Source organism: Arsenophonus nasoniae DSM 15247 (assembly GCF_000429565.1).
GTDB classification, from domain to species: domain Bacteria; phylum Pseudomonadota; class Gammaproteobacteria; order Enterobacterales; family Enterobacteriaceae; genus Arsenophonus; species Arsenophonus nasoniae.
Map to the genome: position 1 here is coordinate 60,419 of NZ_AUCC01000006.1, position 25,649 is coordinate 86,067.

Below are 25,649 nucleotides of genomic sequence, written 5' to 3' on the forward strand. Positions count from 1 at the left end.
AAAATAAATAATATTGAGATCAGTTTGCCATTATTAATACGGGCTGGAGCACAAATTGATGGTCAATCGCTATCAGTCAGACATCTTCAATCATTGCCAGACTGGCGTGAGCGATTGACGTTTGATGCCGCTATGTTAAGCCATCATTTGATGCTACTTGATACTAGTCATGATGATGCGCAATTTATTAAATTAATTAAATCACTAATTGATCAAAGAGGGCAAGATAACCTGATTGCCACGCGAGCGGAATTGGCTGATGTTGGAATGATAAAACAGCAATTAGGCTATGTTGATCGCTATGTTAAAGGTGAGGTAATTGATGCTGCAATGTGGCATGAAATGAAAAATACCACCTTTAAGTTGCCCCGTTATGCACGAATAATGAGTAAAGTAGGCTATGGTTCACAAGCTATAGGGATTGCTCAGCTTTGGATTTTAACAAACCGGGCGGCAGATCAATTACAGGATCCGCGTTTATCCGATGAACAAAAAGCTGAAATTAGGCGGCAACTTGCGTTGGCGTATGGCGCCGCTGCGGCCAATTTTGGTACCGATATCCTGCAACCTATCATATTTAAATCAGTAACTAAAATAACTGATTCAACAGAGATTGCGGCCAAATTTGCCGGGCGTGCAACCGCAGTATTAAATGCTTTGTCGGCTGGATTTGATATTTACAATGCTTATCAGTCATTTCACCAATTATCGACCGAAACTGATCCTGAGGTGCGACAAGATTTGATCGTGAATGGAACACTTGCGGTCGTGAGTGCGGCGGTCAGTATCGCAGTTTCGGTTGCTCTTTTGGCCGGTTTTTCTGCTGCCGGGCCAATAGGCATTGCTGTAGGGGCTGGATTAATGGTTGGTGGCATAATTTATAATGGCATTAGAGCCGTTGAACGTATTGAGGAAAAGGTCAAGCTTACGGGATGGGAAGAGTTTGCGACAGGAATTAGCGCCGCTTTTGGTGAACAGCCACCCACCAGTGTTCTTAACAAGTTGCAAGCATATAATGAAGAAGAAGGTTACGAGAAGTCACTATTACAACGCATTAAGAACCAAATTAGCATTTTTCGCACAGAAGGCTATGGCCGAGCTCTCTATGTAAAAGAGAGTTATCAAATGGCAGAAGTACCGCTATTTAATATACGGGATATTAGTTCAGGTTTGTGTTTGACAACTAAGGAGCAAGCAAAAGCATTAACCCTTGAAAAATTAAATGGTTCTAAAATACAAGTTTCTGCCCATGAACAAGCAACAGAAAATTACAATTACCTTGATATGTCCCTTTTGGAAGGTACTGTCGGCTATAAATCTTTGGGCAATTCTTTCTTCACTTTTCCTAAATACCGATTTACTGAAGATCAACTCAGTAGAATTACCACAGCATATCCTGATAAATATGCAGCCGAATCTGTTGTAATAAAAAATTACGCCCCAGTAATGAGTTCTACAAGCAATGAAATTTTTATATTTGATCCAGAGAGAAAGGATTTAGATTTTTATCTGGCAGGAAAAAAAATAGAATCGATTTATTCTTATATTGAAAAAAATACGCAATTTATTTATTTAACTGACAAGGGAGAGGTTAAAACCATTCCGTTTGATAGAAATCAGCTACTACATCAGTTGTCGGTAGCAGGAGAGAATGCGGGTATTATTTTTAACACGGCTAATGGTAATGATACCATTGTTGGTTTTAAACAGTATAAAAATAGATTTGAGATCTATAACGGTAATAAAATCTTTGTCGGTGGTGAAAAAAATGACACTTTCGTTTTAAAGTTTGATGCACATTATCCGAATGAGAGTCGATATTTAGATGGATATGCAGGTAGTAATTCTATAATTATTCATCAATTACCAGTAATTAAATCTAATTCTGCTGTCAATACAGAAAAAAATAGTACCAATCTACTGGGGATTGATAAGGATAACTTTACCAGACAGGTTGGTGTATTGGTTAATTTAAAGCAAGAAAAGATTTGGATGATTGATGATCATCAGTATGTTGTTAATAATTATGATAATGAAAAATTCTCTTCATTTATGCGATCACAGCGGCTTGCTACTATTAAAAACATGGAAAATGTCACCGTAGTAGCGAATAGTGCAGATATTATTGTTGGTGATGCGCGAGATAATGTTTTAGATGGTAACCTGGGTAATGATAGATTGTATGGTGGTAAAGGTAATGATACTTTAATTTTAACTCAAGGCATTGCTGATGGTGGTGAAGGTCATGATGTTTATCGCATTAAGCGCTATAACTGGCAAGATCATATTGAGATATTTGCCGATGATAATTTGAAATATCAGCGTTGGGATCCAATAAAAGGCGCTTTTATTTTTGCTGATAACAGCAATAGTGAAGAAATTGCATCTTCAACCAATCCCAAGTTTCGCTTTAACAACGGCTATTCTTATAATGCACTAATTGTCATTGATGACAGTCATCAAAATATTAATCAACAGAGTATGGTTTACCTGAATTATGATATTAATGAAATAAAATCTGTTTTCAAATCAGGCAATGATATTGTTATTGAAGTTGAAATTATCAATAACGCCAAATTTTTTAAAAATAATATAATAAGTAATATCTCAATAAGATTAAAAAACGTTTATGCGCAGGATGAAAAAGGCAACTATTTTACTAATCATGAATATAATGTGAAATGCCAAAATAGCTTTTTACTATCACCTATATTACTTGCAAAAGCAGATAAAAATAAAAATCCAACTGAATATTTTAAAGCGGCATATGTCAGACCAAAATATCGTAATGAAGGAAATGTCTATACCAATGATGTTGAGGTTAATTTTGCTCAAAATAGTTTTAAGGTTTTTAGCAAAGATATCTATGAAATGCCTGCTGGCATTAAAGTGATGGCAAAATTTTTAGCATCAGATGGAATGACTATTATTGGTGATAACGATGATCAAATTATTGCTCTGGCCGCACAGTATTATATTTATATTTCAAAAGGTAATGATTTCTATCTTATTAAGAGCATGGCATTAAAAAATTTACCTGACGTTGATACTACTTTTAATCTTAATGAAGATATTATTTTTGACTTTAGTAAAGTAAAAAACAGTTTTGATAGTAATGATAAGATTATTATCGCAATACAAGAATATAGTGGCTATGATTTTGAATTTGATGGTGATCGTCTTATTCATAAAGATAAAGTTGGCAAAATTGTTAATATTGTTTTTAAAAATTTACCTAAAAAAGAAATAAAAAATGTCATTGTACAGGATAAATATCAGCAACTTTTTATGATGGCATTAAAAAAGGGCGAAAATAAAATTGTTCCAATGATTGCAATTAAAGAACCTACGTCAGGTCATGATATAATTGAGTTGCCAGTAGGTTATCGCTTGAATGAAAATCGATTAGATGCTATGGCAGGTAATGATATTATTACTGATTTAAGTGGAAGAGATAATATAGATAATATAATTAATGCTGGCTCTGGAGATGATATGGTGACAGTAATAAAGGGCAATAATATTATTGATGCTGGACCAGGGGATGATATTGTTGCTACCGCAAAGGGCAATAATATTATTTTACCAGGTGAAGGGAATGATATTGTTAATAGTGGTATAGGTGATGATACTATTATTACTACCAATGGAAATGATGAAATTAATTGCGGTAAAGGTAATAATGCGATATTTATTAATCATCAAGTTGGGCATATAACTATTAATTGTGCTGGTGGTTCTGATACGATTTATATTCAAAATTTTGATCACTATTTTTCTGATGGAAATATAAGATATTATATAGCAGATAATCAACAAGATTATTTTATTAAATCAAAAGATAAGAAATCCAGTATTACTATTAAAAATGCAGTAGCGAATGATGATAAAGTAAAAATTTATAGAGGAATAAATAATGGTAATTATCTGGATAGTGATAACATAAATATCTTAATAGATAAGCTATCAGATTTTAATAAAAGAAAAGATAGAGCATCATTAAATTTGATTGAGTTTATTAACAATGGAGTTGAGCAAAATATTTTTGGGGCATCGCAGTATAGTTATTAAATAAAATTAACTATTTTTTAATATGATTAAAGAAAAGAGAACATTTCTTTGCTTTTTACTATTTTGATTTAATTATAATAAAATATAAATTAATTTTTTATAGGGTATGAGAATATTTTCACTGATATTAAAAATAAGAATTTATTCTTTCAATTAAGTATATTTATTATTTTGCAATAATTTTTTAATTACTTGTCATTTTTATTTTTTATTGAAATAATTTACTAGCTAATTTAACAATAAATAAAAATAGCTCATATAATAAATTAATAAACTATTAGAATTTAAGTTTTTCATTGTAATAAAATTTAACTGATGCTCTATCTCTGCAATATTCAACCCAGAGTAGGTATTCAAATGAGTATAAAGTAGTAATTAGGCATTGACAACACGCATGCGAAGTCGTAGTAGTAGAATTTAATGTTAAATTAGGTACAGTTTATAGTATTTATTCGGCTACCTAATGTAACCCCTTACCTAATGCTAATAATGAAGGCGATGACATAATGGGTTGCTACCGCTGCCAGTGATAGCAATCAAACTGAAGAACAACAGCGTATTGATTTTCCGACCAAATTGACGTTGTTTTGCATGGTAACGTTACTTGTTGTTTTCTAAACGATTATCTTCTTGTTTTAATAGCTGGCGTCCGGTTTTTACAAGCGCGTCAGTCACCTTTTTCATTGTCCTGCTTTCAGGGGAAAAGCGGTGCCAATATAGCATTCTACGCTGATATAGTCCGGGAGTAAGATCGACTAGTTGACCTGAATTTAATTCATCGATAATTTGTAAATGTGGGATCATACAACAAGTTGAGCCCTGCTTAGCAAGTTGAACAAATGCCTCTGATGAGTTCACAATATGACAAGGAACACTACCTGGAGATAGATTAAAATTCTGTTGCACAAAAGCTTGATGCATATCATCCAGATGATCAAAAGCAACAGCCGGCGCTCTTAATAGTGAGGTTTTTGTCACCCCGGTAGGAAAATAGCGCTCAGCAAAGGTGGGTGACGAAACGAATAGATAATCTAGCGCACCTAGTTTATCTACCAGGCAGCCAGGCAAGGGTTCCGATTGAATACTAATCGCGCCAACGACTTCTCCTCTACGTAAAAGCTCTTGTGTCCGGGTTTCATCCTCGACTTGAATATTAAGGCGAATAGGCGTGTCATGAAGTACTGGATTAAGGGCAGGCAGAAACCAGGTTGCTAAACTATCAGCATTGACTGCCATTGATAGCAGCAACGGGGTTGCACCACTGCTTTCGTCACCAAGCCATTGCTCTTCTAATAATTCAACTTGATGTAACAGAGCAAGTAGTTTTTGTCCTTGCTCAGTCGGTTGAGGAGGGATCGTTCTTACTAACAATGGCTGACCAAAGAGGTTTTCAAGCTGCTTAATTCTTTGAGAAACGGCAGATTGAGTGATACATAACTTTTGCGCTGCGCGCTCAAAGCCACGTTCACGAATCACGGTATCCAATGCTTGTAGTGCTCGATAGTCAGGGCGTTTAATCACGAAAAAATCTCTTTAAAATTCAATTCAGATGTTATTCTATATCTTACTATGCAATATTTTTCCAATCGATAGCTGCGGAAATTTCGTTATACTAATTAATTAGTAGGTTTTAGCAATAAAAAATAATAAGGCAACTAATTATGACACAGGATGAATTAAAAAAAATGGTTGGCTGGGCCGCTGTGGAATATATCAAACCCGATATGGTGGTTGGTGTTGGAACAGGCTCTACCGTTGCGCATTTTATTGATAGTTTAGCGACACAAAAGCATTTAATCAAAGGTGCAGTCTCGAGTTCAGTTGCTTCTACCGACAAATTAACCGCGTTAGCCATTCCCATTCTTGATAGTAATGAGGTGGATGGCGTGGATATTTATATTGATGGTGCCGATGAATTTAATCCAGACTTAATGATGATCAAAGGTGGTGGAGCGGCTTTGACGCGTGAAAAAGTTATTGCTGCAATGGCTAAGCAATTTATCGCTATTGCTGATAAATCTAAGCAAGTTGATATTTTAGGCGCATTTCCATTACCCGTTGAAGTAATTCCGATGGCACGCGCTTACGTCGCTCGTGAATTAGTAAAGTTAGGTGGCCTGCCAGAATATCGGCAAAATGTGGTTACGGATAATGGTAATGTTATTCTTGATGTTCACAATCTAAAGATTCTCGATCCGATAGAGTTAGAAAATAAAATTAATGCAATTGCTGGTGTGGTTACGGTAGGCTTATTTGCTATTCGCGCGGCGGATATTGTTTTGCTGGCAACGCCGACTGGAGTAGAAAAATTGACGGCTAAAAAACCATAGTTTGCTAGTTTTTAAAGCGTTGAGCGGTTAGAGAGGCGGTATATATTGCCTCGATTAAATTTAAATTTTTTTCTATCAAATTTAGCCAGTTATATCATAATCATTGATTTAGTATGATAAAAATCCTATTTTTGCCTATTTAGTTTCCTTTTGTTCGTTATAGCGTTTTTTGTTGCGATGAATTTTATTGTTTGCATAAATGATAATGTTACTAGTGAGAAAATTTTTGTTATGGTGGTATAAAAAATCGGTGATAGCCGCAATCTTAATGACAGGATGGGTAAATGGTTAATGTATCTTTACAAAAACAGAAAATTAAATTTTTGCTTTTAGAGGGGGTGCATCAAAGTGCAATTAATAATCTGCGGGCAGCAGGTTATGAAAATATTGAATATCATGAAGGTGCATTATCAACAGAAGAATTAATCGCAGTGATCCCTGATGTCCATTTTATCGGTATTCGCTCCCGCACTTATCTTAGCGAACAAGTTTTGGCCGCGGCGGAAAAATTGATTGCTGTCGGTTGTTTTTGCATCGGCACCAATCAAGTTGATATTGAAGCTGCGGCTAAGCGTGGTATTCCGGTTTTTAATGCTCCTTTTTCCAATACCCGCTCAGTGGCAGAAATGGTTCTTGGCGAATTATTATTACTTTTGCGTCGTATTCCTGAAGCGAGTATGAAAGCGCATCGTGGAATATGGAATAAACAAGCCAAAGGAAGCTATGAAGCACGAAGTAAGAAATTAGGTATTATTGGTTATGGCCATATTGGTACCCAATTAGGTATCTTAGCGGAAAACATTGGAATGAACGTTTATTTCTATGATATTGAAAATAAGTTACCGTTAGGTAACGCTTGCCAAGTTCCGACTATGATCGAATTACTCAATATGAGTGATGTAATTAGCTTACATGTTCCTGAAACAGCAAGTACTAAGAATATGTTTGCCAAAGAACAACTGACCTTGATGAAACCTGGCGCGATTTTGATCAATGCTTCACGTGGTAGCGTAGTTGATATTCCGGCATTAAGTGAGGCATTGAAAAGTCAGCATATCTCTGGTGCGGCAATTGATGTCTTTCCTAAAGAACCGGCCAGTAATGGTGATCCTTTTAGCTCGCCGTTAATTGGATTTGATAATGTTATTTTAACTCCTCATATTGGCGGTTCTACCCAAGAAGCACAGGAGAATATTGGTTACGAAGTGGCTAGTAAGTTAGTAAAATATTCTGATAATGGTTCTACTTTATCGGCGGTCAATTTTCCTGAGGTTTCATTACCTATCCACACAGAAGAGACTAATCGTTTATTACATATTCATGAAAATCGCCCAGGGATGTTAAATCGTATTAATCAGCTCTTTATGGAAGACGAAATTAATATAGCGGCACAATATTTGCAAACTAAGGGAAATATTGGTTATGTTGTGATTGATATTACAAGTCAACCGGAAAAGACAGCAAAAAGTTTATTACAAAAATTAAAATCTTTACCTGGTACTATTCGTACACGCTTGCTGTACTGATAAATTTTACTGATTTATTTTTCTAATAAATAGCCCGTTAAAGCGGGCTGATTTTTATTGTCTATTAATATATTTATTTTACAAAAGAGGGGTATTTCTATAATTGATGATATTATTTATCAATTAATATATTTAATGTATTTTTTCTCAATATAAAATACTATCAATTAGTAATATTTTATAAAAAAGTGCTTATTATTAGTTTCATCCTAACATTAATTTATTTAAAATATTATCTAATTAACTTGGCAAGATATATTTTAAGGAAGCTATTATGGCAATTAATGGAATTAAAAATCCAGATGTTATTTTTTCTCAAAATAAACATATTTTTGAAGATTTTAATCAAAAAATAGCACTATTAAAAAAGAAGTATTTTAGATTGGACTTAACTGATAAGCGCTTTCAAATTGATGAAGGAATATGTTATGGCCTGTCTTTAATGTATATGTGCCAGTTTGCACAGGGTGGTTATGCGCAAGGTGATAAATTCTTAGAATCAATTAAAGAATTAAATCAGTTAAGTAATTTAACAATTACGCATAATATGGATGATTATGACAAAATCATTATTGAATCTAAAAAACTACATGCTAATGCCAAAATCCATGATTTACTTAATGAAGCCATTTATTTGCATAATTTTATTAATAAATATACTTTACTTTATACAACAAAATTGGTTAATTTAAGGCAAGTTATTAATCAAAATAATAAAGATATTATGGAGGTATGCAGAGGTAATAAACATTTTATCAATATAAACGATGTTAATTGTTTTATTGATAAATTTTATGCAGAAAGTATTAATCAAAATAATGAGTTGGTCCAATTTAAATGGCATAGGGACATTTATGTAGAATGGCAGCGTATTTGTAAAGTAGAAAATATTTTATCTATACAAGATATCCTTTTCAAATTTAAACAGGCAAAATCAAATGTTATTAATTCATATTCTAAGGATATTGAATTTTTTCTGTCTAACTATAATATCGGATACGATAATATAACTGGAACAGAACGCTATTGTTTGTTAGAGACTTCTTCACAATTTTTTGCTGATATATTGGATAGATTCCAAGTTAATTCTGATGGTATTTATTTGAATATTGGTTTAAAAGCGCATTCAGTGATGCTAACAATTGAAAATGATGAGAATCATAAACCAATTTTTACTGTATTTGATTCAAATATAGGGGTTTATCATTTTACTGATAAGCAAAAATTAACCGAGTTTTTTAATCAGCTGGCTTCTATCTATGCAGTGGAAAAACAAGCTGATGGAAATTTCACTTTTGCCATGGGAAGTTTTGTTAAAAAGAGTCACATAACGCAACAACAAGATCAACAGAAAGAGAGGCAGTTAAATCGTTTTTTGGTTAACAATAAAGAAATATCGATTATTGCATTAGCTAAACTTATCGATAATCAAAACATAATAAAAATTGATGAAAAAATATCATTAAAATTTATTGCGATAGATGAAAAAACACAAACAACCCAGTTGGAAATTATTAATCATAAAAAACACTTTAATAAAAAAATAAAATTAACTATTGATTGCCAGTCTGTGGATGAAATAAAGCATTTTATCCAACAGCATAAACAAAATTTGCATAAATATCAGGGTAAACGAATATATTTAAATAAAAGTAACGGTCATTACGATGTTTATCGTAATTCTTATGAGCATAATATTGCTGTTTTGCAACAAAATATTATCAAGGGAAAAAAACAGCCGCTAAAAACAATTTAATCATAAAAACATATGGTGATCTTGATATAACATTGGGTTAATTACTGTTAAATTATTCGCCATCTTTTTGATGGAGTGATAATTTCTGGTAATGGGATATCCCATGGTGCAGTGGGGATTTTATCAACCAATTGGCAATCATGGGCTAATCCAATCGGATAAAAATGTTTTTTGTGCCAATCGGACAGCAATCTATCGTAAAATCCGCCTCCCATACCTAATCGCTGACCTTGTTTATCAAATGCCACTAATGGCACAAACAGAACATCTAATTGTGTTATTGGTATAACATCCATAACATTAAGTGTTGGCTCTGCAATATTAAAGCGATTTTTTATCAGTAAAGTGTCAGGGCGATAGTTTAGAAATAGTAGCTGATAGCGACTAAAGGGATGTAAAACCGGCAGATAAACTTTCTTGTTTTGTGCCCAGAGATTTTTAATTAATGGATTAGTATTTATTTCGCCATCAAATGAAAGAAATAATCCCAGATGGGAAGCAGATCGTATAATTTCGTGAGCTAACGCAAGGTGAGTTATTTTATCTGCTGCGCTATTTTGTTGTTCACATGTTAATTGTCGACGGTATTGTCGTACTGTTTGTCGGATAATTTTCTGTCGTTTTTGTACGTTATTAGACATAAAATTTAGAATTATCAATCTAGCAGGATAAAATAATGCGATGACTTATTATCGTATCATTCAGCTTTTATTTACTAAAGCGCGGTATATTTGGATGGTAACATTATGAGTATAGTAGTGTAACCAATTAAGGAACTCCAAGATGCCGTTGCGGGCTGTAACCCTTGAACCCGGGGTTCAAGGTGAACGCAGCATCGTTAACTTTAGGCTTCCTGGTGGCTAGGTTCTCCCTAGCTGACCCGGCATGCACACCATAAACAGATAACCACATTCTAAATGTTTTGAAATATCGGCTCAGGGGACTCACCCACTGACGAGCATCTCAGAGAATTCTAAACTATATCTTAGTATCTATTGTATGAAAGTAAATACAGAAAGCAACCTATTCTTACTCTATTTTGGTACTAATGTTGTTTTGTTCACCTTTTTATTCTAATGGAGTAATTGTTCGTCCCGTAATACGCGCTTGCTCTTGCAATGCCTGTTCAATTGTATGTTGCAATACGCGGATTTTTTGTTCCATATTATCAGTGTAGTCCTGTGTTTTGATTTTTTCTTGCGCCAGTTCATGGCAAATGTTTAATGCGACGATAAAAATAAGTTGTTCGGTATTTGTGACGCCAGTTCGATTTTTGAGATCTTTTAGCCGTTGCTCAAGCTCAGCCGCAGACGATTTTAAGGCATCTTGTTGTTCTTTTGGGCAATTAACCCTTAATGTTCGTCCTAAAATTTGAATATCAACAGGTTGTGCAGACATTATACCTTCCTGATTATGTGGGGAGACGAAATATGGTACTAACATTTCGCTGCCCATAATTCTATTGATGCTATCAAAATAATTATGAGTAATACGTGTGCAATTTGTGCACTTATCTAGTATAGCGACCGTCCTTGATGGTAGCATATTACATATCAATATTATTAACGCAACTGAGCAGACATGCCAATACAGAAATCTTTACCTAATTATCAAACTCTTGAGCTACTATTGCAACAACAGAATGTTGCTTTAACGGCCGCAGAAATGCATGGCTTAATTACGGGCTTAATTTGTGGAGGTAATCACGATTATAACTGGAAAAAGTCGGTTTATGAACTAACCAATGATGGATTAGCTTTTTCACAAATATTGACTAACCCACTACGTGAGCTTTATGACTTTACACTTGCATCGTTAGATAATAATGATTTCATTTTTAATTTGTTGTTACCTGAAGATGGTAAAGTGTTTGAGCGGGCTGATGCCTTAGCCGGTTGGGTTAACCATTTTTTATTAGGCTTGGGTGTTACACAACCAAAGTTAATGGAAAAAAAAGAATTAAAAGAACTTGTTACGGATTTACGTAATATTGGTATGCTGGGTTATGACAAAAATGATGATCAAAATGAGTTAGAACAGGCTTTGGAAGAGATCATTGAGTATGTAAAGGTCGCAGTTCAGCTCTGTTTTATTGCCTTTATGGAGGTAAAAGATCGGCGAATGAAAGCAAAAAATAATAAACCAACATTACATTGATAGGAATAATACTCTAACTTATTTTATTGCTTAATTGCTTGCAGGAGAAGGCATGACTCAACAACCATTTATATCTCGTCGTCATCGATTATTAAAAAAAATGGCACCTGCCAGTGCAGCAATTTTTTTTGCCGCTCCGTCTGTTTTGCGCAATGCAGATTGTGAATATCCTTATCGGCAACACAGTGATTTTCTCTATTTAACGGGCTTTAGTGAACCAGAAGCTGTGTTGGTTATTATTAAATATAATGAAACCTCCAGTGAGAGCATACTTTTTAATCGTGTGCGTGATCAAGCGATGGAAACCTGGTTTGGTCGTCGTTTAGGCCAGCAAGCCGCGCTGGCAAAACTGGGCGTCGATCAAGCATTACCTTTTGCTGAAATTGATCAACAGCTTTATCAATTATTGAATGGTTTATCTGTTGTTTATCATGCTCAAGGTGAATTTGCGTATGCTGATCAAATCGTTTTTGCAGCACTTAATCGATTAAGACAAGGTCGCCGGCAAAAATTAAAAGCCCCATCTACGCAAATTGACTGGCGGCCAATGCTGCACGAAATGCGATTATTTAAATCATCGGAAGAACTTGCTCTAATGCGTGAAGCTAGCAAGATTTCTGCTGATGCACATCTTAGAGCGATGCAAACCTGCCAGCCTGATATGTATGAATATCAGTTGGCGGCAGAAATTGAACATTGTTTTGCCAGTCGAGGCGCAAAATCGCCGGCTTATACTACCATTGTAGGCAGTGGAGAAAATGCCTGTATTCTGCATTACACAGAAAATGATGCTGTGATGAAAGCGGGCAATTTAGTCTTAGTCGATGCTGGGGCAGAATATCAAGGTTATGCCAGTGATATTACTCGTACCTATCCTGTAAATGGTAAATTTAGTCAACCCCAACGTGAAATTTATGACATTGTATTAATGGCCTTGAATACTGCTTTAGCCTTATATCGACCTGGGACGACAATTCACCAAGTGATGGCGGCGGTGATAAAAATTAAGATCGAAGGTTTAATTAAGTTGGGTATTTTACAAGGTGAGATAGATAAACTCATTGAAAGTAAAGCGCATTTGCCTTTTTTTATGCATGGTTTAAGTCATTGGTTAGGGCTTGATGTCCATGATGTTGGTGATTATGGTAGTAATCGCGATCGCCTGTTAGAGCCGGGTATGGTATTGACCGTCGAACCCGGGCTTTATATTGCACCTGATGCTAATGTGCCTGAAGCTTATCGAGGAATTGGTATCCGTATTGAAGATGATATTGTGATCACCGAAGAGGGTAATGAAAACCTGACAGCGGCTGTTATTAAAGATCCTGATGAGATAGAGGCACTGATGGCAGCAGCGAAGTAGGCTGGGAGATGTGAAATAATGAAAGTGATTATTGTTGGCGGTGGTATGACCGGTGCGTCATTAGCACTTGCTATTTCGGTCTTCAGTCAGGGAAAGGTTCAGGTTTCATTAATTGAAGCGCGGTTACCTAATAAGGCACATGCTGGTTTTGATGCCAGAACAATTGCATTGGCTTATGGCACTTGTCAACAGTTTAATCAAATGGGTATATGGAACGGATTAAAAAAGTATGTAACGCCAATTACCGATGTTCATGTTTCTGAATATGGCCATGCTGGCGCAGTGAATATACACGCTAAAGACTATTGCCTGCCTGCACTCGGTTATGTGGTTGAATTACATGATGCGGGAAATTACTTATTTGAACAGCTTAAAAAAGCGCCAAATATTGAGTTATATTGTCCAGATGAAGTCATCTCTGTTGAGCGCACGATTGAGCAGGTATCAGTCAAATTAACGACGGGTAAAGTTCTAACTGGACAGTTATTAGTTGCTGCTGATGGCAGCGATTCAATGATAGGTAAGGCCAGTCAAATTGAATGGCAGCGAGATTCATCCCAACAGTGTGCAATTATTGCTAATGTTTTGACCAGTATTGCGCCACATGGTCGAGCTTTTGAGCGTTTTACTCAATATGGCCCGCTGGCAATGTTACCTATGACTAAAGGGCGTAGTTCATTGGTTTGGTGTCATCCGTTGGAAAACCAGCAGCATATTATGCAATGGAATAATGACCAATTTATGGCAGAACTACAAAAATGGTTTGGCTGGCGGTTAGGTGAAATTAAGGCTGTTAGCGAGCGTTACTGTTTTCCATTGACACTTTCTCAAGCAAAAAGAGTTATAAGCCATCGATTAGTCTTGGTTGGCAATGCGGCACAAACTTTACATCCTATTGCCGGTCAGGGGTTTAATCTGGCGATGCGTGATGTCATGCTTCTTGCCACGATAATTAGTGAAGTAGGCAATTATGGTGGTGATATGGGGGCTTATTCAGTTCTTAGTCAGTATCAAATGCAGCGTTGTGATGATAGACATTGCACCATAAAGTTAACCGATAATCTGGTTCATTTATTTTCAAATAATCATTTGTTTTTTGCTATCTGCCGTAATGTTGGATTAATGGCAATGGAAACACTACCACTTATGCGTGACATTTTAGCCCACCAAGCAATGGGGCGATCGTTTCATCTCTAGCTATTTAAGAAGGAATATTTTAACTATGCAATCGTTTGATGTGGTTATTGTGGGTGGTGGTATGGTTGGCCTTGCTCTAGCTTGTGGATTGAGCGGCAGTGGTATGAGGATTGCCATTATTGAAAATTCACCCCCGCATCATCAATTTGATCCGCAACAGACTCCTTCGCTTAGAGTGTCCGCTATTAATGCAGCGAGTCAGAAATTACTCGATCATTTAGGCGTTTGGCAAACAATCGTGCAAAAAAGAGTTGGTAGTTATCAGCACATGGAGGTTTGGCAGCAGGATAGCTTTGGTCATATTGAATTTGATGCCCAGGATCATTATTTACCCGGTCTCGGACATATCATTGAAAATTCGATTATGCGCGGATCTTTATGGCAACAGGCTCAATCAAGCACAGATATTACCTTATTCACAGAGAGTAGATTGAAAAAAGTTGCTTGGGGTGAGAATGAAGTATTTATGACTTTTGATAATGAGCAGATGTTGACGGCAAGGTTAGTTGTTGGTGCGGATGGGGCAAAATCATGGCTAAGGGAAAAAGCGGATATTCCACTTAGCTTTTGGGATTATGAACATACGGCATTAATCGCCACCATTCGAACTGAGCTGCCCCATATACATACTGCTCGTCAATCTTTTCATAGCGATAGCATTTTAGCTTTTTTACCGTTACACGATCCTTATCTTTGCTCAATTGTTTGGTCAATGCCGGCAATGCAAGCGCATAGACGCTTGGATTTAGAAGTTTCTGCCTTTGAAAAAGAGTTAAGCGTAGCTTTAGATATGCGCCTCGGTTTTTGTCAGTTAATTAGTGAGCGGCAGATTTTTCCACTGATTGGCCAGTATGCACGAAATTTCGCCGGTCAACGTATCGCCTTAATAGGTGATGCAGCCCACACGATACATCCTTTAGCAGGGCAAGGGGTAAATTTAGGCTTTATGGATGTTGCAGAGTTGATTGGGCAATTACGACGTTTAAATAGCGCAGGTAAAGATATTGGGCAGTATCTTTATCTACAAAGTTATGAACGTAAACGTAAATATAGCGCTGTAATGATGTTGGCTGGTATGCAGGGGTTGCGCCAATTATTTGAAGGCCATAATCCAATCAAAAAAATGATTCGTGATGTTGGATTACTGTTGACGAATAAAGTACCAGGCATAAAACCAAAGTTGCTAAGTTATGCGTTAGGATCACATGATATGCCTGAATGGTTAGCAAAGGTGACGACAAACTCCTCAGAGATAGTGTAAATTATCGCTGCATTCTTCCTAATCTATCGTTTTATAGGAAATAATTCTGCCGGCTTGAATAGTTATTTCAATTAATTCAGTAAGTTTGTCTATTATTTTGCCATGTCGCGGCTCTTTTTAGGGTTAATGTGTTACCTCCATCCATAGGTATTTTGATTTAACAACTTAATTTGTCTATACCTATTAATGAGGAATACAAAGCAATGACGGTAAAACAGACTGCATTATATGATCAGCACTTGGCGTGCAATGCAACGATGATTGATTTTCATGGTTGGATGATGCCATTGCATTATGGCTCTCAAATTGATGAACACCATGCTGTTCGTACGGCCGCTGGCATGTTTGATATTTCTTATCAGACAATTATTGATCTACATGGTGAATTGTGTCGAGATTTTTTACGTTATTTATTAGCCAATGATGTAGCAAAACTGAAAGAGCCCGGTGAAGCGCTCTACACTGGTATGTTAAATGCTTCTGGCGGCGTGATCGATGATTTAGTTGTCTACTATTTTGATGATGACTACTATCGTTTAATTGCTAATTCCGCCACGCGGCAAAAAGATTTAGCTTGGATCAATGAACATATTAAAAATTATCTAATTGATGTGCAGGTACGTGATGATTTGGCATTCATTGCGATACAGGGGCCAGATGCGCAACAAAAAGTGCAATCTCTGCTTGATGAACAACAGAAAATCGCGGTTATTAATATGCCACTTTTTCATGGTAAACAGATCAATGACTGGTTTATTACTACTGTAGGTTATACCGGCGAATTAGGTTATGAGATAGCACTACCGAAAGAGCAAGCTGTCAATTTTTGGCAAAAATTACTTGATTTAAATATTAAGCCGGCAGGATTGGCGGCGCGTGATACTCTTCGTCTGGAAGCGGGGATGAATTTTTATGGACAAGAAATGAATGAATTGGTATCACCACTGGCTGCTAATATGGAATGGACAATTGCTTGGCAGCCGGAAGAGCGCGATTTTATCGGACGAGAGGCGTTAGAAAGGCAACGTCAGGTAGGTACAGAAAAATTGGTTGGTTTAGTGATGCGTGATAGAGGGACATTGCAGGCTGATTTACCGGTTCGTTTTATTGATACGGCAGGTAAGTTGTGTCAAGGGATCATCACCAGTGGCACATTTTCGCCAACCCTAGGGTTGAGTATTGCGTTAGCACGAGTACCATTGAATATTGGCATGCAAGCAGTTGTGCAAATAAAAAAACATGAGATGCCAGTCCAGGTTGTAAAACCTAGCTTTGTTCGTTATGGCAAAGCATTAATTAACTAAAGTTATTTTATTTTTTACGTTTTTTTATTAAAAATTAGTAGATAAACAATAATAAAATGGCAACGAACATAATTAGATAAATACTACTTTAATCAATTATTTCAATTTAATAAAATCAGATATAATTAATGACAGTTGTTATTGATTACATTGTAATTATTCGTGATAAAATGCAAATTAAAATAAACAGCAGAATAAAATATGATGTTGGTGATCAGCGGATTGAGTTTTTATAGCAATTGTAGGGTAATTGTCTTATTTATTTAAATTTAAATGTTTTTATTAGATTATTTTTGCTAGCTTAAAATGAATATTATTTATATAAATTTATCATTAATAAATATGGAGTGTTTATGAGTGAAATAAATATGGAAGAGCAATATAAAAAACTAATTGATTGGATTAAATCGTTAAAACCAGTATCTGCATCATTAAACGAAGACTATGTTAATGACTCAAAACTTACAGTATCGACAGGGGATATTATTGGCGCTCATCAAGATAAAGATTTGATTATTGCTCAACAACTTAATGAAATGACTAGAGATGGAAAATCAACGGATATTACAGCCGAAAAATTAGCGGAATCGCCAGCCAATGGTCTTGCTATTATAAGTACCATAGCAATGGGTGGTATTGGTTATGATCCACAAAAAGCTAGCATGCCAGGTAATTCCGAAGCATATATAACTTATGCCGAAGAAATGAAAAAAAATGTGCTAATGATGGTGGAAGAAGATAAGTTACTTGATCTTAATTATCGAGAAGAGAATTATGATGATCTCATTGATAAGATTGTGGATATATATGATAGTATTACTGGTGCTGATAAGCAGAAAATTAAAAATTCTGTTACTCAGTTAGCTAAAGCTGCATTATCTTATTCTGAACAAAAAAATGACAGTGTATTATTTACCCAAGGTGTTATCGCATCGGCAAATAAAGATGATGTCAAATTTTATATAAATTCTTCGCATATTCTATTTGAAAGACAGACAGGCAAAACTAAAAGTGAGCCTACGGATAAATATGTTTCTCGCATACAAATAAAAAGTATTGTGCTAAAAATGCATACTTTTATTTATGACAAGAAAATTGCTGAAATTCTACTTGATACGACCAGAAGTGATTTAGAAGAATGGATAAGAAAAATGAAAACAAAAGCAAAAGATAATAAAGAAGTAATGAACTACTGTTTTGGTAATAAATAATAAATCTCATCTTTTCTTATTTTTACTTACTGTTAAGCGTAAAAATTAATTATTCTTGACCATATTACATCCTAATAAAAAAGGATATTTTATGAAAATATTTAAAGATAAAAAATTATATTCAATTCTTAGTGGTGCATATAATTCTATTCTTAATAACTATATAATTAAAAATGAACATTCAAAATCAGATTTAGTGACTAGTGGAGCAATTGCCGTTGGTAATGATATAGAAAAGGTATTAGCAGAAGAATATTTATTAAAAGAGATGCATAGTAATAATGAAATAGAAAAATTATTATCAACATTAACTGATTATCCACAACACTTTGTAACATCTTATCTCTCTTTTATTAAGGAAATTTGTGATTGGGATCCGCTTGATCCAAATAAAAAAAATAATGATGAAAATTACCATAAATATCTTTCAATACTCTTATCTAGTAGTATGTTTCTAGTCGAAACTTCATCTAATCATAAAATTTATTATGATAATAATAATTATAAAGATATATTAGAAAAAGTATTACAGCAATATCAAAATATATCAGAGCAAGTAAAACAATATATCAATTCATCATTAAAGACACTGGTAAATCATTCTATTTCGAATATTACTGACAAAAATAATGGTATTTTGTTTACTCATACTGTATTAAGCTCAGAATCTAATGTTATAAGATTATATTTATATTCAGCTGAAATAAAAATATCTTATGATGAAGAGAACAAAAAATATAAGCCTGTTGAGGAATCAGAGCAGAAAATTGAGATATCAAAAATAGAACTTAAATTTTTAAATTCGACGTTATCTCATGATGATATAAAGCTAATTATTGGTCTTCGATTTGTTGTTCTTTCTGATTGGTTGACACAGCATAATATGCTACCTAAAAAAACAAATCATAAATCATGTATAGATTGGTAGTATATAAAAAATAGTAATCAGTGTATTTGTAATATAAAAAATAATTATTAATAAATTTTATAAATGCTATAAAGTAACTAATAGAAATAATATCGAATTTAAATTTAAAGTTATCTAAGCAGTAATTGATTGTTACTTATATAGTTAGGTAATGTATCATTAGAGCAAGATTTATTGTTATGTTTTGTAACACTATTTTGTATGTAAGATTTATACTGTTATTTAATCAAGGAAAGTATAATTACTTCTCAAACTAACAATTATGGTAAAACATCAGATGAATCTCTAGACGAATTGTTTCAATCATATTCACATTCTAAACCATTAATGACAGATTGTGTTTTTGGTGATGAACTTGATAAATTGTTCGTAAAGGAGATAACCGAATCAGCACTACAAATGGTAGATAATATTGACAAAATAGCTAATATTTTGACTGATGCTACAGTTACTTTTACTGCTAGTAATGAAAGCGTAGTAGCAATAATGAGTAATATTATTCAGACAGAATCAGAAGCTATTATTTCCCTTGCAACTGTAATTACTCCAATATTAAAAATGAATTAACAGCAATAACCGATATTTTTTCTCATACCAGTAATAATAGCGCTAGAGCTATATCTTAGCGCTATTGTTATTGGTTTCTTGCCTATTTTAGTCCAATTTAATCAAAGTGAGAATGATGTGAAAGAGATGTAGGGATGAATATTATTCTGTTATGTCGCGAATTATTATTTTATGATTTAGCGTTATTTTCCGATAAGCATTCATGACTTTATGCAAGTATCAGGTTGTTATGATCTAAAATATATATCTTTGTAATTATTAAAATTATTAAACAAAATAATTTATATAGCATATATGTGTTTAATATTAATAATAACGTTGCCTCAGGTTTGATAGTAAATAGCCAGACTAAATAACATTAGTGCAATTTGCAGTAGTTGCGAATAAATTTCGCGTTGCTTATGGTCATGAAAATAGATAACAACAGGAAAAACACATTAGATCGTAGTTTGCATGCTAAATAGCACAAGGAGGGTGAAATTACTGCTATATTGACGGCTCCTTATTATCAAGCAACAGAAATTGGCAAGTCATACCCAAAACTTTTTATAGAGTTATTAAAGGTTTTACATTGAAAAGAAATTGAAGTAAAACAGATACGTCTCTTCAAACTATCTAATATTAACCAGCTGACTGAAGTAATGGTGAAATCAACGCGTTAATGAAAGTCATTTTGGATCATTAAACTGTAATGCTATAGTCAGCAATTGTGATGCTGCTTTGGTTTTTACCGATGAAATGAATAAAATAACTTAATTAAGCACCAATTTTATAATAGCGTTGTTTTCAAAACACCCGTTTTGCTATATGAAAAGTGCTCAACTGAATAAATTTATTAGCAACCAACGGATATGCTATTCCTCTTCCGTCAATAAATAAGGCAAGGGTTGAATAGTCAGTTGGCTTTGTTCTTCTCCGGCCACACGGAAAACACTCTCTTTAGCCATATCATTATTCATAACGACTTGAACACTAATAAAACCCTTTGCTAAATTAACAGCAGCCAATACTGTTCCAGTGCGCCGCCAGTTATCACCGATTTTCCATTCAATAGCTTCTCCGGTTTTTGGCAACGTATTTGCTGTCCCTGCTAACCAAAACATGGCGCGCTTATTGGCACCGCGATATTTTGCTCGAGCGACCGTTTCCTGCCCGCTGTAGCAGCCTTTGTGAAAACTGATGCTGGCGGGTAATGCTTGTAGATTAACGGCTTGTGGAATAAATTGTTCACTATTCTCAACATCAATATTAGCAATACCGGCGGCAATATCGAAAGCTAGCCATTGCTGACTATCACCATGCTGGGGGAAATGCTTTGTCAATTCAGTAGCAGTCGCGCTATCGGTAACAATTAAAAAACGTTCGGATGGTACACTAAAGTGTAGTAAAGTCGTTTGCTCAAGATGTATAACTGCTTTTTCCTGATCGGGTAATTGAGAAAAGTGGTTGTTTAATCTGTCGCGAGCCCCTTGGCCGGCAACACCTAACAACATAATATTAGGCTGTTGGCTGAGTGTTATTTGCGAGAAAACTGCGTATTTTTTCAGTTCACTCAGTTGTTTTGCTGCCACGCTGGTACGTAAAATATAACCAAAGCCTTCGTTATAATGAAATAAACGTAGTGTGCTCCACATTTTTCCTTTGGCATCACAGTGGGCGGTGAGTATATGTTGTTGTGGCGTTAACGTGGTAATATCGGCGGTTAATTGACCCTGTAAATATTTTTCGGCATCGACTCCTGTTGCTGTGATGAAACTCCAGTCGTTAAGTGTCATTAAGGTTAGTGGTAATTGATGCTCTGTTTTGCCAATCGTGGGTGTAAATTTATTTAGGCTTATCATGTGTTCATCCGTTAGTAACCTGGATAAGAGTAGTCATAATGGTAAAATAGCTAGCTGACAAAGCAAGTAATATTATCAAAATTAACTAACAAAGTTTATGTCGAATAATTTTTCTATATAAAGTTTTTAGTTAGTGATTAGTTGTGGTTTTTACAAAAATGTTACTTAAATCATTTCGATATTGATTAGAATTTGCTACGCTAAATTCTGATATGGAAACAAAAATTATTCACAAAAGTATTTAAGGTTATTTTATCTTATGGATATCAATCATAAACCCAGGATCCACTGGGCATGTCGCAGAGGAATGCGTGAGTTGGACATCGCCATTATGCCTTTTTTTGAGTATGAATATGATTCACTCACAGAGGATGAGAAATGTCTGTTTGTTCGTTTACTAGAGTGTGCAGATCCTGATTTGTTCAACTGGTTGATGAATCATGGGCGTCCTGATGATGATGGTCTTTATCATATGATTCAATTGATACAGAGTAGAAATAAACAACGTGGTTCTTTGGAAATTTAATATCAATGTTTCGTGGCTGACGCAGCTTTTTTCAACGGGTGTTCATGTGGGAATTGGCTTGTTAGTTTTCTTTTCATCTTGGCCACCAAATAATCTGGTCACTTGGTTGATAGCGACCTTATTGATTGTGGCAAGTTGGGTAAGGAGTCAAAAAAATATTAGTCGTTGTAAAGGTAGCATAGTTTTACTTAATGGTAATAAGATACAGTGGAAAAAAAGCGAATGGCTGATTGTTAAAAAACCTTGGTTTTGTTTTTTTGGTGTAAAACTTACTCTTCGTTCATGGCAATGTAATAAGCGGATTCGGTTATGGATTGCTTCAGATAGTATGCCAGAAGAGGAATGGCGGAATTTAAATCAATTGCTGTTGCAGTACCCTGATATTTGATATGAAATAGAAGCCTTATAATAAGGCTTCTATTTCATTTAATATTTGCATACACCACTGTTCTATTCGTTCGTCTGTTTGCTCGAATTGGTTGGTTTCATCAAGCGCTAACCCGACAAACTGGTTACCATCAGTGGTTAATGGTTTAAGGCTGCTAAAGTTATAGCCTGTTGTTGGCCAAAAACCGACAAATTTAACTTGCATTCTGGATAATTGTTGATAAAGCATACCTAGTGCATCAAGAAACCAATCGCCATAATCAATTTGATCACCTAAACCATATAGGGATACAATTTTGCCGGCGAGATTTAACGAACAGAGTTCATCCCAAATTGTTTGCCAATCTTCTTGTAGTTCGCCAAAATCCCAAGTAGGAATACCTAAAATTAAGATTTGATAATTTTCCATTAATTGCGGCGAAATATCTTTAATATTATATAAATCAACTAACTCTTCACCTAGATTATATTGGATTTTCTCTGCAACCATTTCGGTGTAGCAGGTACTGGAGCCATAAAAAAGACCTATTTTCATTTTGCAACGGGTTGTCATCTTGCGAGTAATAATAAAGCATTATAGCAAAAAATTTTAAAAAAATATTGTAATTCAGTTAATTAAGGTTAATTTATAGATATAACTATTAGTTATATTATTTCATTAACGTTAATAGATATGGCTGTTTTTTTGATATGCCTCATATTATCATCAATAAAGATAGAAAATAATTATTTTTAACCTATTCTCTAATTAGTCCTTGCAATTTCTACGCCTTATTTGTTCATTTTATTCTTGTTAGATAGAGACTTTCCCTGGTGTTGTGTTTGATATGTTTGCCAGTTTAAACTGGCTTTTTTTTTATGTTATTTGCCATTTTATATAGTATTTAATATTGCTATTTTTAGATAATGCGATAAAAAACCAGATCTTGATCAGTTAAAAAGAAAGTTTGCGATCTGGTTTTAAGTTAATTTGCTAAATGGCAATCTATTTCGTTATTAATAACGCATGGTTAACGCTTATTTATTGTAAACGCCTCTTTAGCGTATTAATTGCTCGGCGTACATTAGGTAATGGGCCAATATTTAACCATCTATTGCTAGTTTGATGAAACCCTTGTGGTGTGCCTGTTTCGATTAAAAGTGCACGCATGTCTTTTGGTTTAATGACATCACCAATATGCTGTTTATACCATGACTGGATCGCCACGACAGCGGATGCAACAATCGGTGTAGCAGATGATGTACCCGAGAAAGTATGGGTATAATTATGATGCTCACCGCTATCGTATAGATCGTTATAGCCGGTTGTGACGACATTTAGACCCCATCCTTGTACATGTATCATGCTGCCATAAGTGGTGAAATCTGTTGGTATCAGGTATTTTTTATCCCCCGCACCAACACGAATTGCACCGTTATCGCCATCGTCATTACGGTTTCTATATTCATTGTATAATTTATGATCTAAATCTTCAGCGCCATTGCCGGCTGCCATAATGACAATAATACCTGCATCTGTGGCTGCTTTTGTGATATCCCAAACTGCTTTTTGGTAATCGGCGGGAACATATTTATTACGTGGGCCCATAGATTGTAATTCGTAGATAAATATATCTCCGGGCCTTAAATATTTTAATGCTTTAGCAATTCCATTAACGCGCCCGGCTGGCGCTTCCGAAACGCCATAAAAAATATCTGCGCCATGTACTAATCCTTTTATCCCCAATCCCATATCTTTGGCGTACATTATTCCAGCAACTGCAGTACCATGTTCATTTTTAAACGGATATTCAGGTGAAAGATTAATAAAACTTTTTCTTTGTAAATTAACATGGTTAAAATCAAATCCTCCTTCTATATCTGCACAGCGGATCCCTTGTCCTGTGATACCAAGTGACCAGGCATACTCGATATCAATACCTATATGATCTGTAGTTGTTCCACCTTGATAGCCCTGGAGGGGATTAAAATTAGGCGTATTGTAAATTTGTCCTGGCTTATGATCTGATAATGGCCTAAATGGCGGTGGTGTATCGGTATGTTCAATATAGGCATATTCAACACAATCATGACTATTTATTTTATCCACTAAACGTTGTAGTTCTTCCAATGGCATATTGTCCGCTTCTTCAATATAGCAAATACCAGTAAGGTTTTGGCAATTGATTAGCTGGTTTTTCATTGTGATTAAATCATCATCAACAATCGAATAATAATTAAAGTTATTTAGAAAGCTATCTTTTAACACAGCAGGTTTTAAAATTAATTTATTATTATCTTTTCTTTCTTGGATAACAGATTTATTAAATTTTATAATAAATTTATGTTCTTTCATTGTTAAGCTCCATATTGTAAAAGATGATTTATCATTATTATTTCGCTTATTTAGCGAATAAAAAATTTAACATAATAAATTTTATTTAAGATAATTAAAATTAATGAATATTTTTTTTGCTAGTTAAGTAATGAGAATTAAGTTATTTTCATTCTGATAATTGTTTTGCAAAATTAATGGAAGAAGTTTTTTTATAACTAAAATATGTTATAAAAGGAATTTAATAATTAAATAAATTAATGTTAATGAAGCAGGGAAAAATAATTTTTTAATTTATCATTTTGATATGCTAAAAGGGCATAAGAAAAGTTTTCTTGTTATAAGCATAAATTTTTATCTTATTACAAATTAAATAATTGTTTATCATTATTTGAATAATAAAATTTATTAAAAATAAAACTATTATTTAAATAAATAGTAATATCTAATCAGTAAAAAGGTTATTGAATTCAGGATTAGTAAAAACCTATTATTTATAATAGGTTTAAAATTTTTTCTAATAACGGAAACTCATATTAAGCTAGTATAATTCGATTGTTATTAAAGCTAATGTGTTATTTCCTGCTGTGTCAGGATCATTATCTTTAATAACTATCTGTCGGGATTGTGGAATAATGCCATCGGGTTCATGGTTAGGAATCTCAATCAATACAGTAAGGCATTAATGGAGGTGTTTTGAACTTAATATTTCTATTAAATTCTGACAGTTTTCTCGTTGATTAACCATGAGAACAGTAATTCGGTTAAATTATCATCTAAAAGCCTAATAATAGGCACACTGCTCCTAGGCTGCGGTTTGTAACCATCGTTTTTTGACCATTTTATCCCGCCTTTCTGACAGTAAAGTGACGGCGTGTATTCCTTTTTCCGCACTCATAAACCGCAATCG

At 34.5% G+C, this 25,649-nt stretch carries 20 protein-coding genes and 1 other RNA gene; 14 read left to right on the plus strand and 7 right to left on the minus strand.

Annotated elements, in window-relative coordinates; all coding sequences use genetic code 11:
- The first annotated feature begins 24 nt into the window (after positions 1-24).
- On the plus strand, positions 25-4,071 hold the full coding sequence (locus G468_RS0102695) for a calcium-binding protein (protein ID WP_155846969.1): 4,047 nt from the start codon (positions 25-27) through the stop codon (positions 4,069-4,071).
- Positions 4,072-4,671: 600 nt separating this feature from the next.
- Here G468_RS0102695 and G468_RS0102700 read toward each other — a convergent pair.
- Positions 4,672-5,589, minus strand: a complete 918-nt coding sequence (locus G468_RS0102700; protein WP_026821797.1) for a LysR family transcriptional regulator ArgP — start codon at positions 5,587-5,589, stop codon at positions 4,672-4,674.
- Positions 5,590-5,732: 143 nt separating this feature from the next.
- On the opposite strand from G468_RS0102700, the gene rpiA reads away from it, so the two are divergent.
- The 3 genes from rpiA (at position 5,733) to G468_RS0102715 (ending at position 9,683) form a co-directional block, all read left to right on the plus strand.
- Positions 5,733-6,401, plus strand: coding sequence for a ribose-5-phosphate isomerase RpiA (gene rpiA / locus G468_RS0102705; protein ID WP_026821798.1), 669 nt, complete (start codon positions 5,733-5,735; stop codon positions 6,399-6,401).
- A gap of 284 nt (positions 6,402-6,685) precedes the next feature.
- Positions 6,686-7,927, plus strand: coding sequence for a phosphoglycerate dehydrogenase (gene serA, locus G468_RS0102710; RefSeq protein ID WP_026821799.1), 1,242 nt, complete (start codon positions 6,686-6,688; stop codon positions 7,925-7,927).
- 274 nt (positions 7,928-8,201) lie between these two features.
- Complete coding sequence (locus G468_RS0102715) at positions 8,202-9,683, plus strand: hypothetical protein (RefSeq protein WP_026821800.1); 1,482 nt, start codon at positions 8,202-8,204, stop codon at positions 9,681-9,683.
- 47 nt (positions 9,684-9,730) lie between these two features.
- On the opposite strand, the gene G468_RS0102720 is transcribed toward G468_RS0102715, so the two are convergent.
- The 3 genes from G468_RS0102720 to zapA form a co-directional block, all read right to left on the minus strand.
- On the minus strand, positions 9,731-10,324 hold the full coding sequence (locus tag G468_RS0102720) for a 5-formyltetrahydrofolate cyclo-ligase (RefSeq protein WP_026821801.1): 594 nt from the start codon (positions 10,322-10,324) through the stop codon (positions 9,731-9,733).
- A gap of 130 nt (positions 10,325-10,454) precedes the next feature.
- A non-coding RNA gene (gene ssrS, locus G468_RS22785) (6S RNA) lies at positions 10,455-10,656 on the minus strand.
- 95 nt (positions 10,657-10,751) lie between these two features.
- Complete coding sequence (gene zapA / locus G468_RS0102730) at positions 10,752-11,081, minus strand: cell division protein ZapA (protein ID WP_026821802.1); 330 nt, start codon at positions 11,079-11,081, stop codon at positions 10,752-10,754.
- A 183-nt stretch (positions 11,082-11,264) separates the two neighbouring features.
- Here zapA and G468_RS0102735 point away from each other — a divergent pair, with 183 nt between their 5' ends.
- The 8 genes from G468_RS0102735 to G468_RS0102775 all read left to right on the plus strand — a co-directional run bounded on the left by G468_RS0102735 (position 11,265) and on the right by G468_RS0102775 (position 19,671).
- The gene (locus G468_RS0102735) at positions 11,265-11,840 is read left to right on the plus strand and encodes a YecA/YgfB family protein (protein WP_026821803.1); all 576 of its coding nucleotides are present in this window, start codon (positions 11,265-11,267) and stop codon (positions 11,838-11,840) included.
- 52 nt (positions 11,841-11,892) lie between these two features.
- Positions 11,893-13,203 (plus strand): Xaa-Pro aminopeptidase, encoded by a 1,311-nt coding sequence (pepP, locus tag G468_RS0102740; RefSeq protein WP_026821804.1) that lies wholly within the window; start codon positions 11,893-11,895, stop codon positions 13,201-13,203.
- Between the two features lie 18 nt (positions 13,204-13,221).
- Positions 13,222-14,400 carry a 2-octaprenyl-6-methoxyphenyl hydroxylase gene (gene ubiH / locus G468_RS0102745; RefSeq protein WP_026821805.1) on the plus strand — a complete coding sequence of 393 codons (1,179 nt, stop codon included), beginning with the start codon at positions 13,222-13,224 and terminating at the stop codon, positions 14,398-14,400.
- Positions 14,401-14,425: 25 nt separating this feature from the next.
- Positions 14,426-15,661 carry an FAD-dependent 2-octaprenylphenol hydroxylase gene (gene ubiI, locus G468_RS0102750; protein WP_026821806.1) on the plus strand — a complete coding sequence of 412 codons (1,236 nt, stop codon included), beginning with the start codon at positions 14,426-14,428 and terminating at the stop codon, positions 15,659-15,661.
- Positions 15,662-15,864: 203 nt separating this feature from the next.
- On the plus strand, positions 15,865-16,965 hold the full coding sequence (gene gcvT, locus G468_RS0102755; RefSeq protein ID WP_034249222.1) for a glycine cleavage system aminomethyltransferase GcvT: 1,101 nt from the start codon (positions 15,865-15,867) through the stop codon (positions 16,963-16,965).
- A gap of 353 nt (positions 16,966-17,318) precedes the next feature.
- On the plus strand, positions 17,319-18,176 hold the full coding sequence (locus G468_RS0102765) for a hypothetical protein (RefSeq protein ID WP_026821808.1): 858 nt from the start codon (positions 17,319-17,321) through the stop codon (positions 18,174-18,176).
- A 91-nt stretch (positions 18,177-18,267) separates the two neighbouring features.
- Complete coding sequence (locus G468_RS0102770; protein ID WP_026821809.1) at positions 18,268-19,104, plus strand: hypothetical protein; 837 nt, start codon at positions 18,268-18,270, stop codon at positions 19,102-19,104.
- Between the two features lie 327 nt (positions 19,105-19,431).
- Positions 19,432-19,671, plus strand: coding sequence for a hypothetical protein (locus G468_RS0102775; protein WP_026821810.1), 240 nt, complete (start codon positions 19,432-19,434; stop codon positions 19,669-19,671).
- An 854-nt stretch (positions 19,672-20,525) separates the two neighbouring features.
- Here G468_RS0102775 and ygfZ read toward each other — a convergent pair.
- Positions 20,526-21,512: a tRNA-modifying protein YgfZ gene (gene ygfZ, locus G468_RS0102780; protein WP_051296925.1), complete on the minus strand. Its 987-nt coding sequence runs from the start codon at positions 21,510-21,512 to the stop codon at positions 20,526-20,528.
- A 259-nt stretch (positions 21,513-21,771) separates the two neighbouring features.
- Here ygfZ and sdhE point away from each other — a divergent pair, with 259 nt between their 5' ends.
- On the plus strand, positions 21,772-22,038 hold the full coding sequence (gene sdhE, locus G468_RS0102785; protein WP_026821812.1) for an FAD assembly factor SdhE: 267 nt from the start codon (positions 21,772-21,774) through the stop codon (positions 22,036-22,038).
- The gene (locus G468_RS0102790; RefSeq protein ID WP_026821813.1) at positions 22,019-22,426 is read left to right on the plus strand and encodes a protein YgfX; all 408 of its coding nucleotides are present in this window, start codon (positions 22,019-22,021) and stop codon (positions 22,424-22,426) included. Before sdhE ends, G468_RS0102790 begins: the two co-directional genes overlap by 20 nt.
- 15 nt (positions 22,427-22,441) lie before the next feature.
- Here G468_RS0102790 and fldB read toward each other — a convergent pair whose 3' ends face one another.
- A complete protein-coding gene (gene fldB / locus G468_RS0102795) occupies positions 22,442-22,960 on the minus strand; it encodes a flavodoxin FldB (protein WP_026821814.1) in 519 nt (172 codons plus the stop codon).
- Between the two features lie 486 nt (positions 22,961-23,446).
- Entirely contained in the window at positions 23,447-24,760 is a 1,314-nt protein-coding gene (locus tag G468_RS19535) for a S8 family serine peptidase (RefSeq protein ID WP_051296926.1), read from the minus strand.
- Positions 24,761-25,649: the final 889 nt, after the last annotated feature.

Excerpts from the sequence above, each read along its gene's own strand:
- rpiA (WP_026821798.1), top strand. The coding sequence starts at position 5,733 with ATGACACAGGATGAATTAAAAAAAATGGTTGGCTGGGCCGCTGTGGAA.
- serA (WP_026821799.1), top strand. The coding sequence starts at position 6,686 with ATGGTTAATGTATCTTTACAAAAACAGAAAATTAAATTTTTGCTTTTA.
- G468_RS0102715 (WP_026821800.1), top strand. The coding sequence starts at position 8,202 with ATGGCAATTAATGGAATTAAAAATCCAGATGTTATTTTTTCTCAAAAT.
- G468_RS0102720 (WP_026821801.1), bottom strand. The coding sequence starts at position 10,324 with ATGTCTAATAACGTACAAAAACGACAGAAAATTATCCGACAAACAGTA.
- zapA (WP_026821802.1), bottom strand. The coding sequence starts at position 11,081 with ATGTCTGCACAACCTGTTGATATTCAAATTTTAGGACGAACATTAAGG.
- G468_RS0102735 (WP_026821803.1), top strand. The coding sequence starts at position 11,265 with ATGCCAATACAGAAATCTTTACCTAATTATCAAACTCTTGAGCTACTA.
- pepP (WP_026821804.1), top strand. The coding sequence starts at position 11,893 with ATGACTCAACAACCATTTATATCTCGTCGTCATCGATTATTAAAAAAA.
- ubiH (WP_026821805.1), top strand. The coding sequence starts at position 13,222 with ATGAAAGTGATTATTGTTGGCGGTGGTATGACCGGTGCGTCATTAGCA.
- ubiI (WP_026821806.1), top strand. The coding sequence starts at position 14,426 with ATGCAATCGTTTGATGTGGTTATTGTGGGTGGTGGTATGGTTGGCCTT.
- gcvT (WP_034249222.1), top strand. The coding sequence starts at position 15,865 with ATGACGGTAAAACAGACTGCATTATATGATCAGCACTTGGCGTGCAAT.
- G468_RS0102765 (WP_026821808.1), top strand. The coding sequence starts at position 17,319 with ATGAGTGAAATAAATATGGAAGAGCAATATAAAAAACTAATTGATTGG.
- G468_RS0102770 (WP_026821809.1), top strand. The coding sequence starts at position 18,268 with ATGAAAATATTTAAAGATAAAAAATTATATTCAATTCTTAGTGGTGCA.
- G468_RS0102775 (WP_026821810.1), top strand. The coding sequence starts at position 19,432 with ATGACAGATTGTGTTTTTGGTGATGAACTTGATAAATTGTTCGTAAAG.
- ygfZ (WP_051296925.1), bottom strand. The coding sequence starts at position 21,512 with ATGATAAGCCTAAATAAATTTACACCCACGATTGGCAAAACAGAGCAT.
- sdhE (WP_026821812.1), top strand. The coding sequence starts at position 21,772 with ATGGATATCAATCATAAACCCAGGATCCACTGGGCATGTCGCAGAGGA.
- fldB (WP_026821814.1), bottom strand. The coding sequence starts at position 22,960 with ATGAAAATAGGTCTTTTTTATGGCTCCAGTACCTGCTACACCGAAATG.
- G468_RS19535 (WP_051296926.1), bottom strand. The coding sequence starts at position 24,760 with ATGAAAGAACATAAATTTATTATAAAATTTAATAAATCTGTTATCCAA.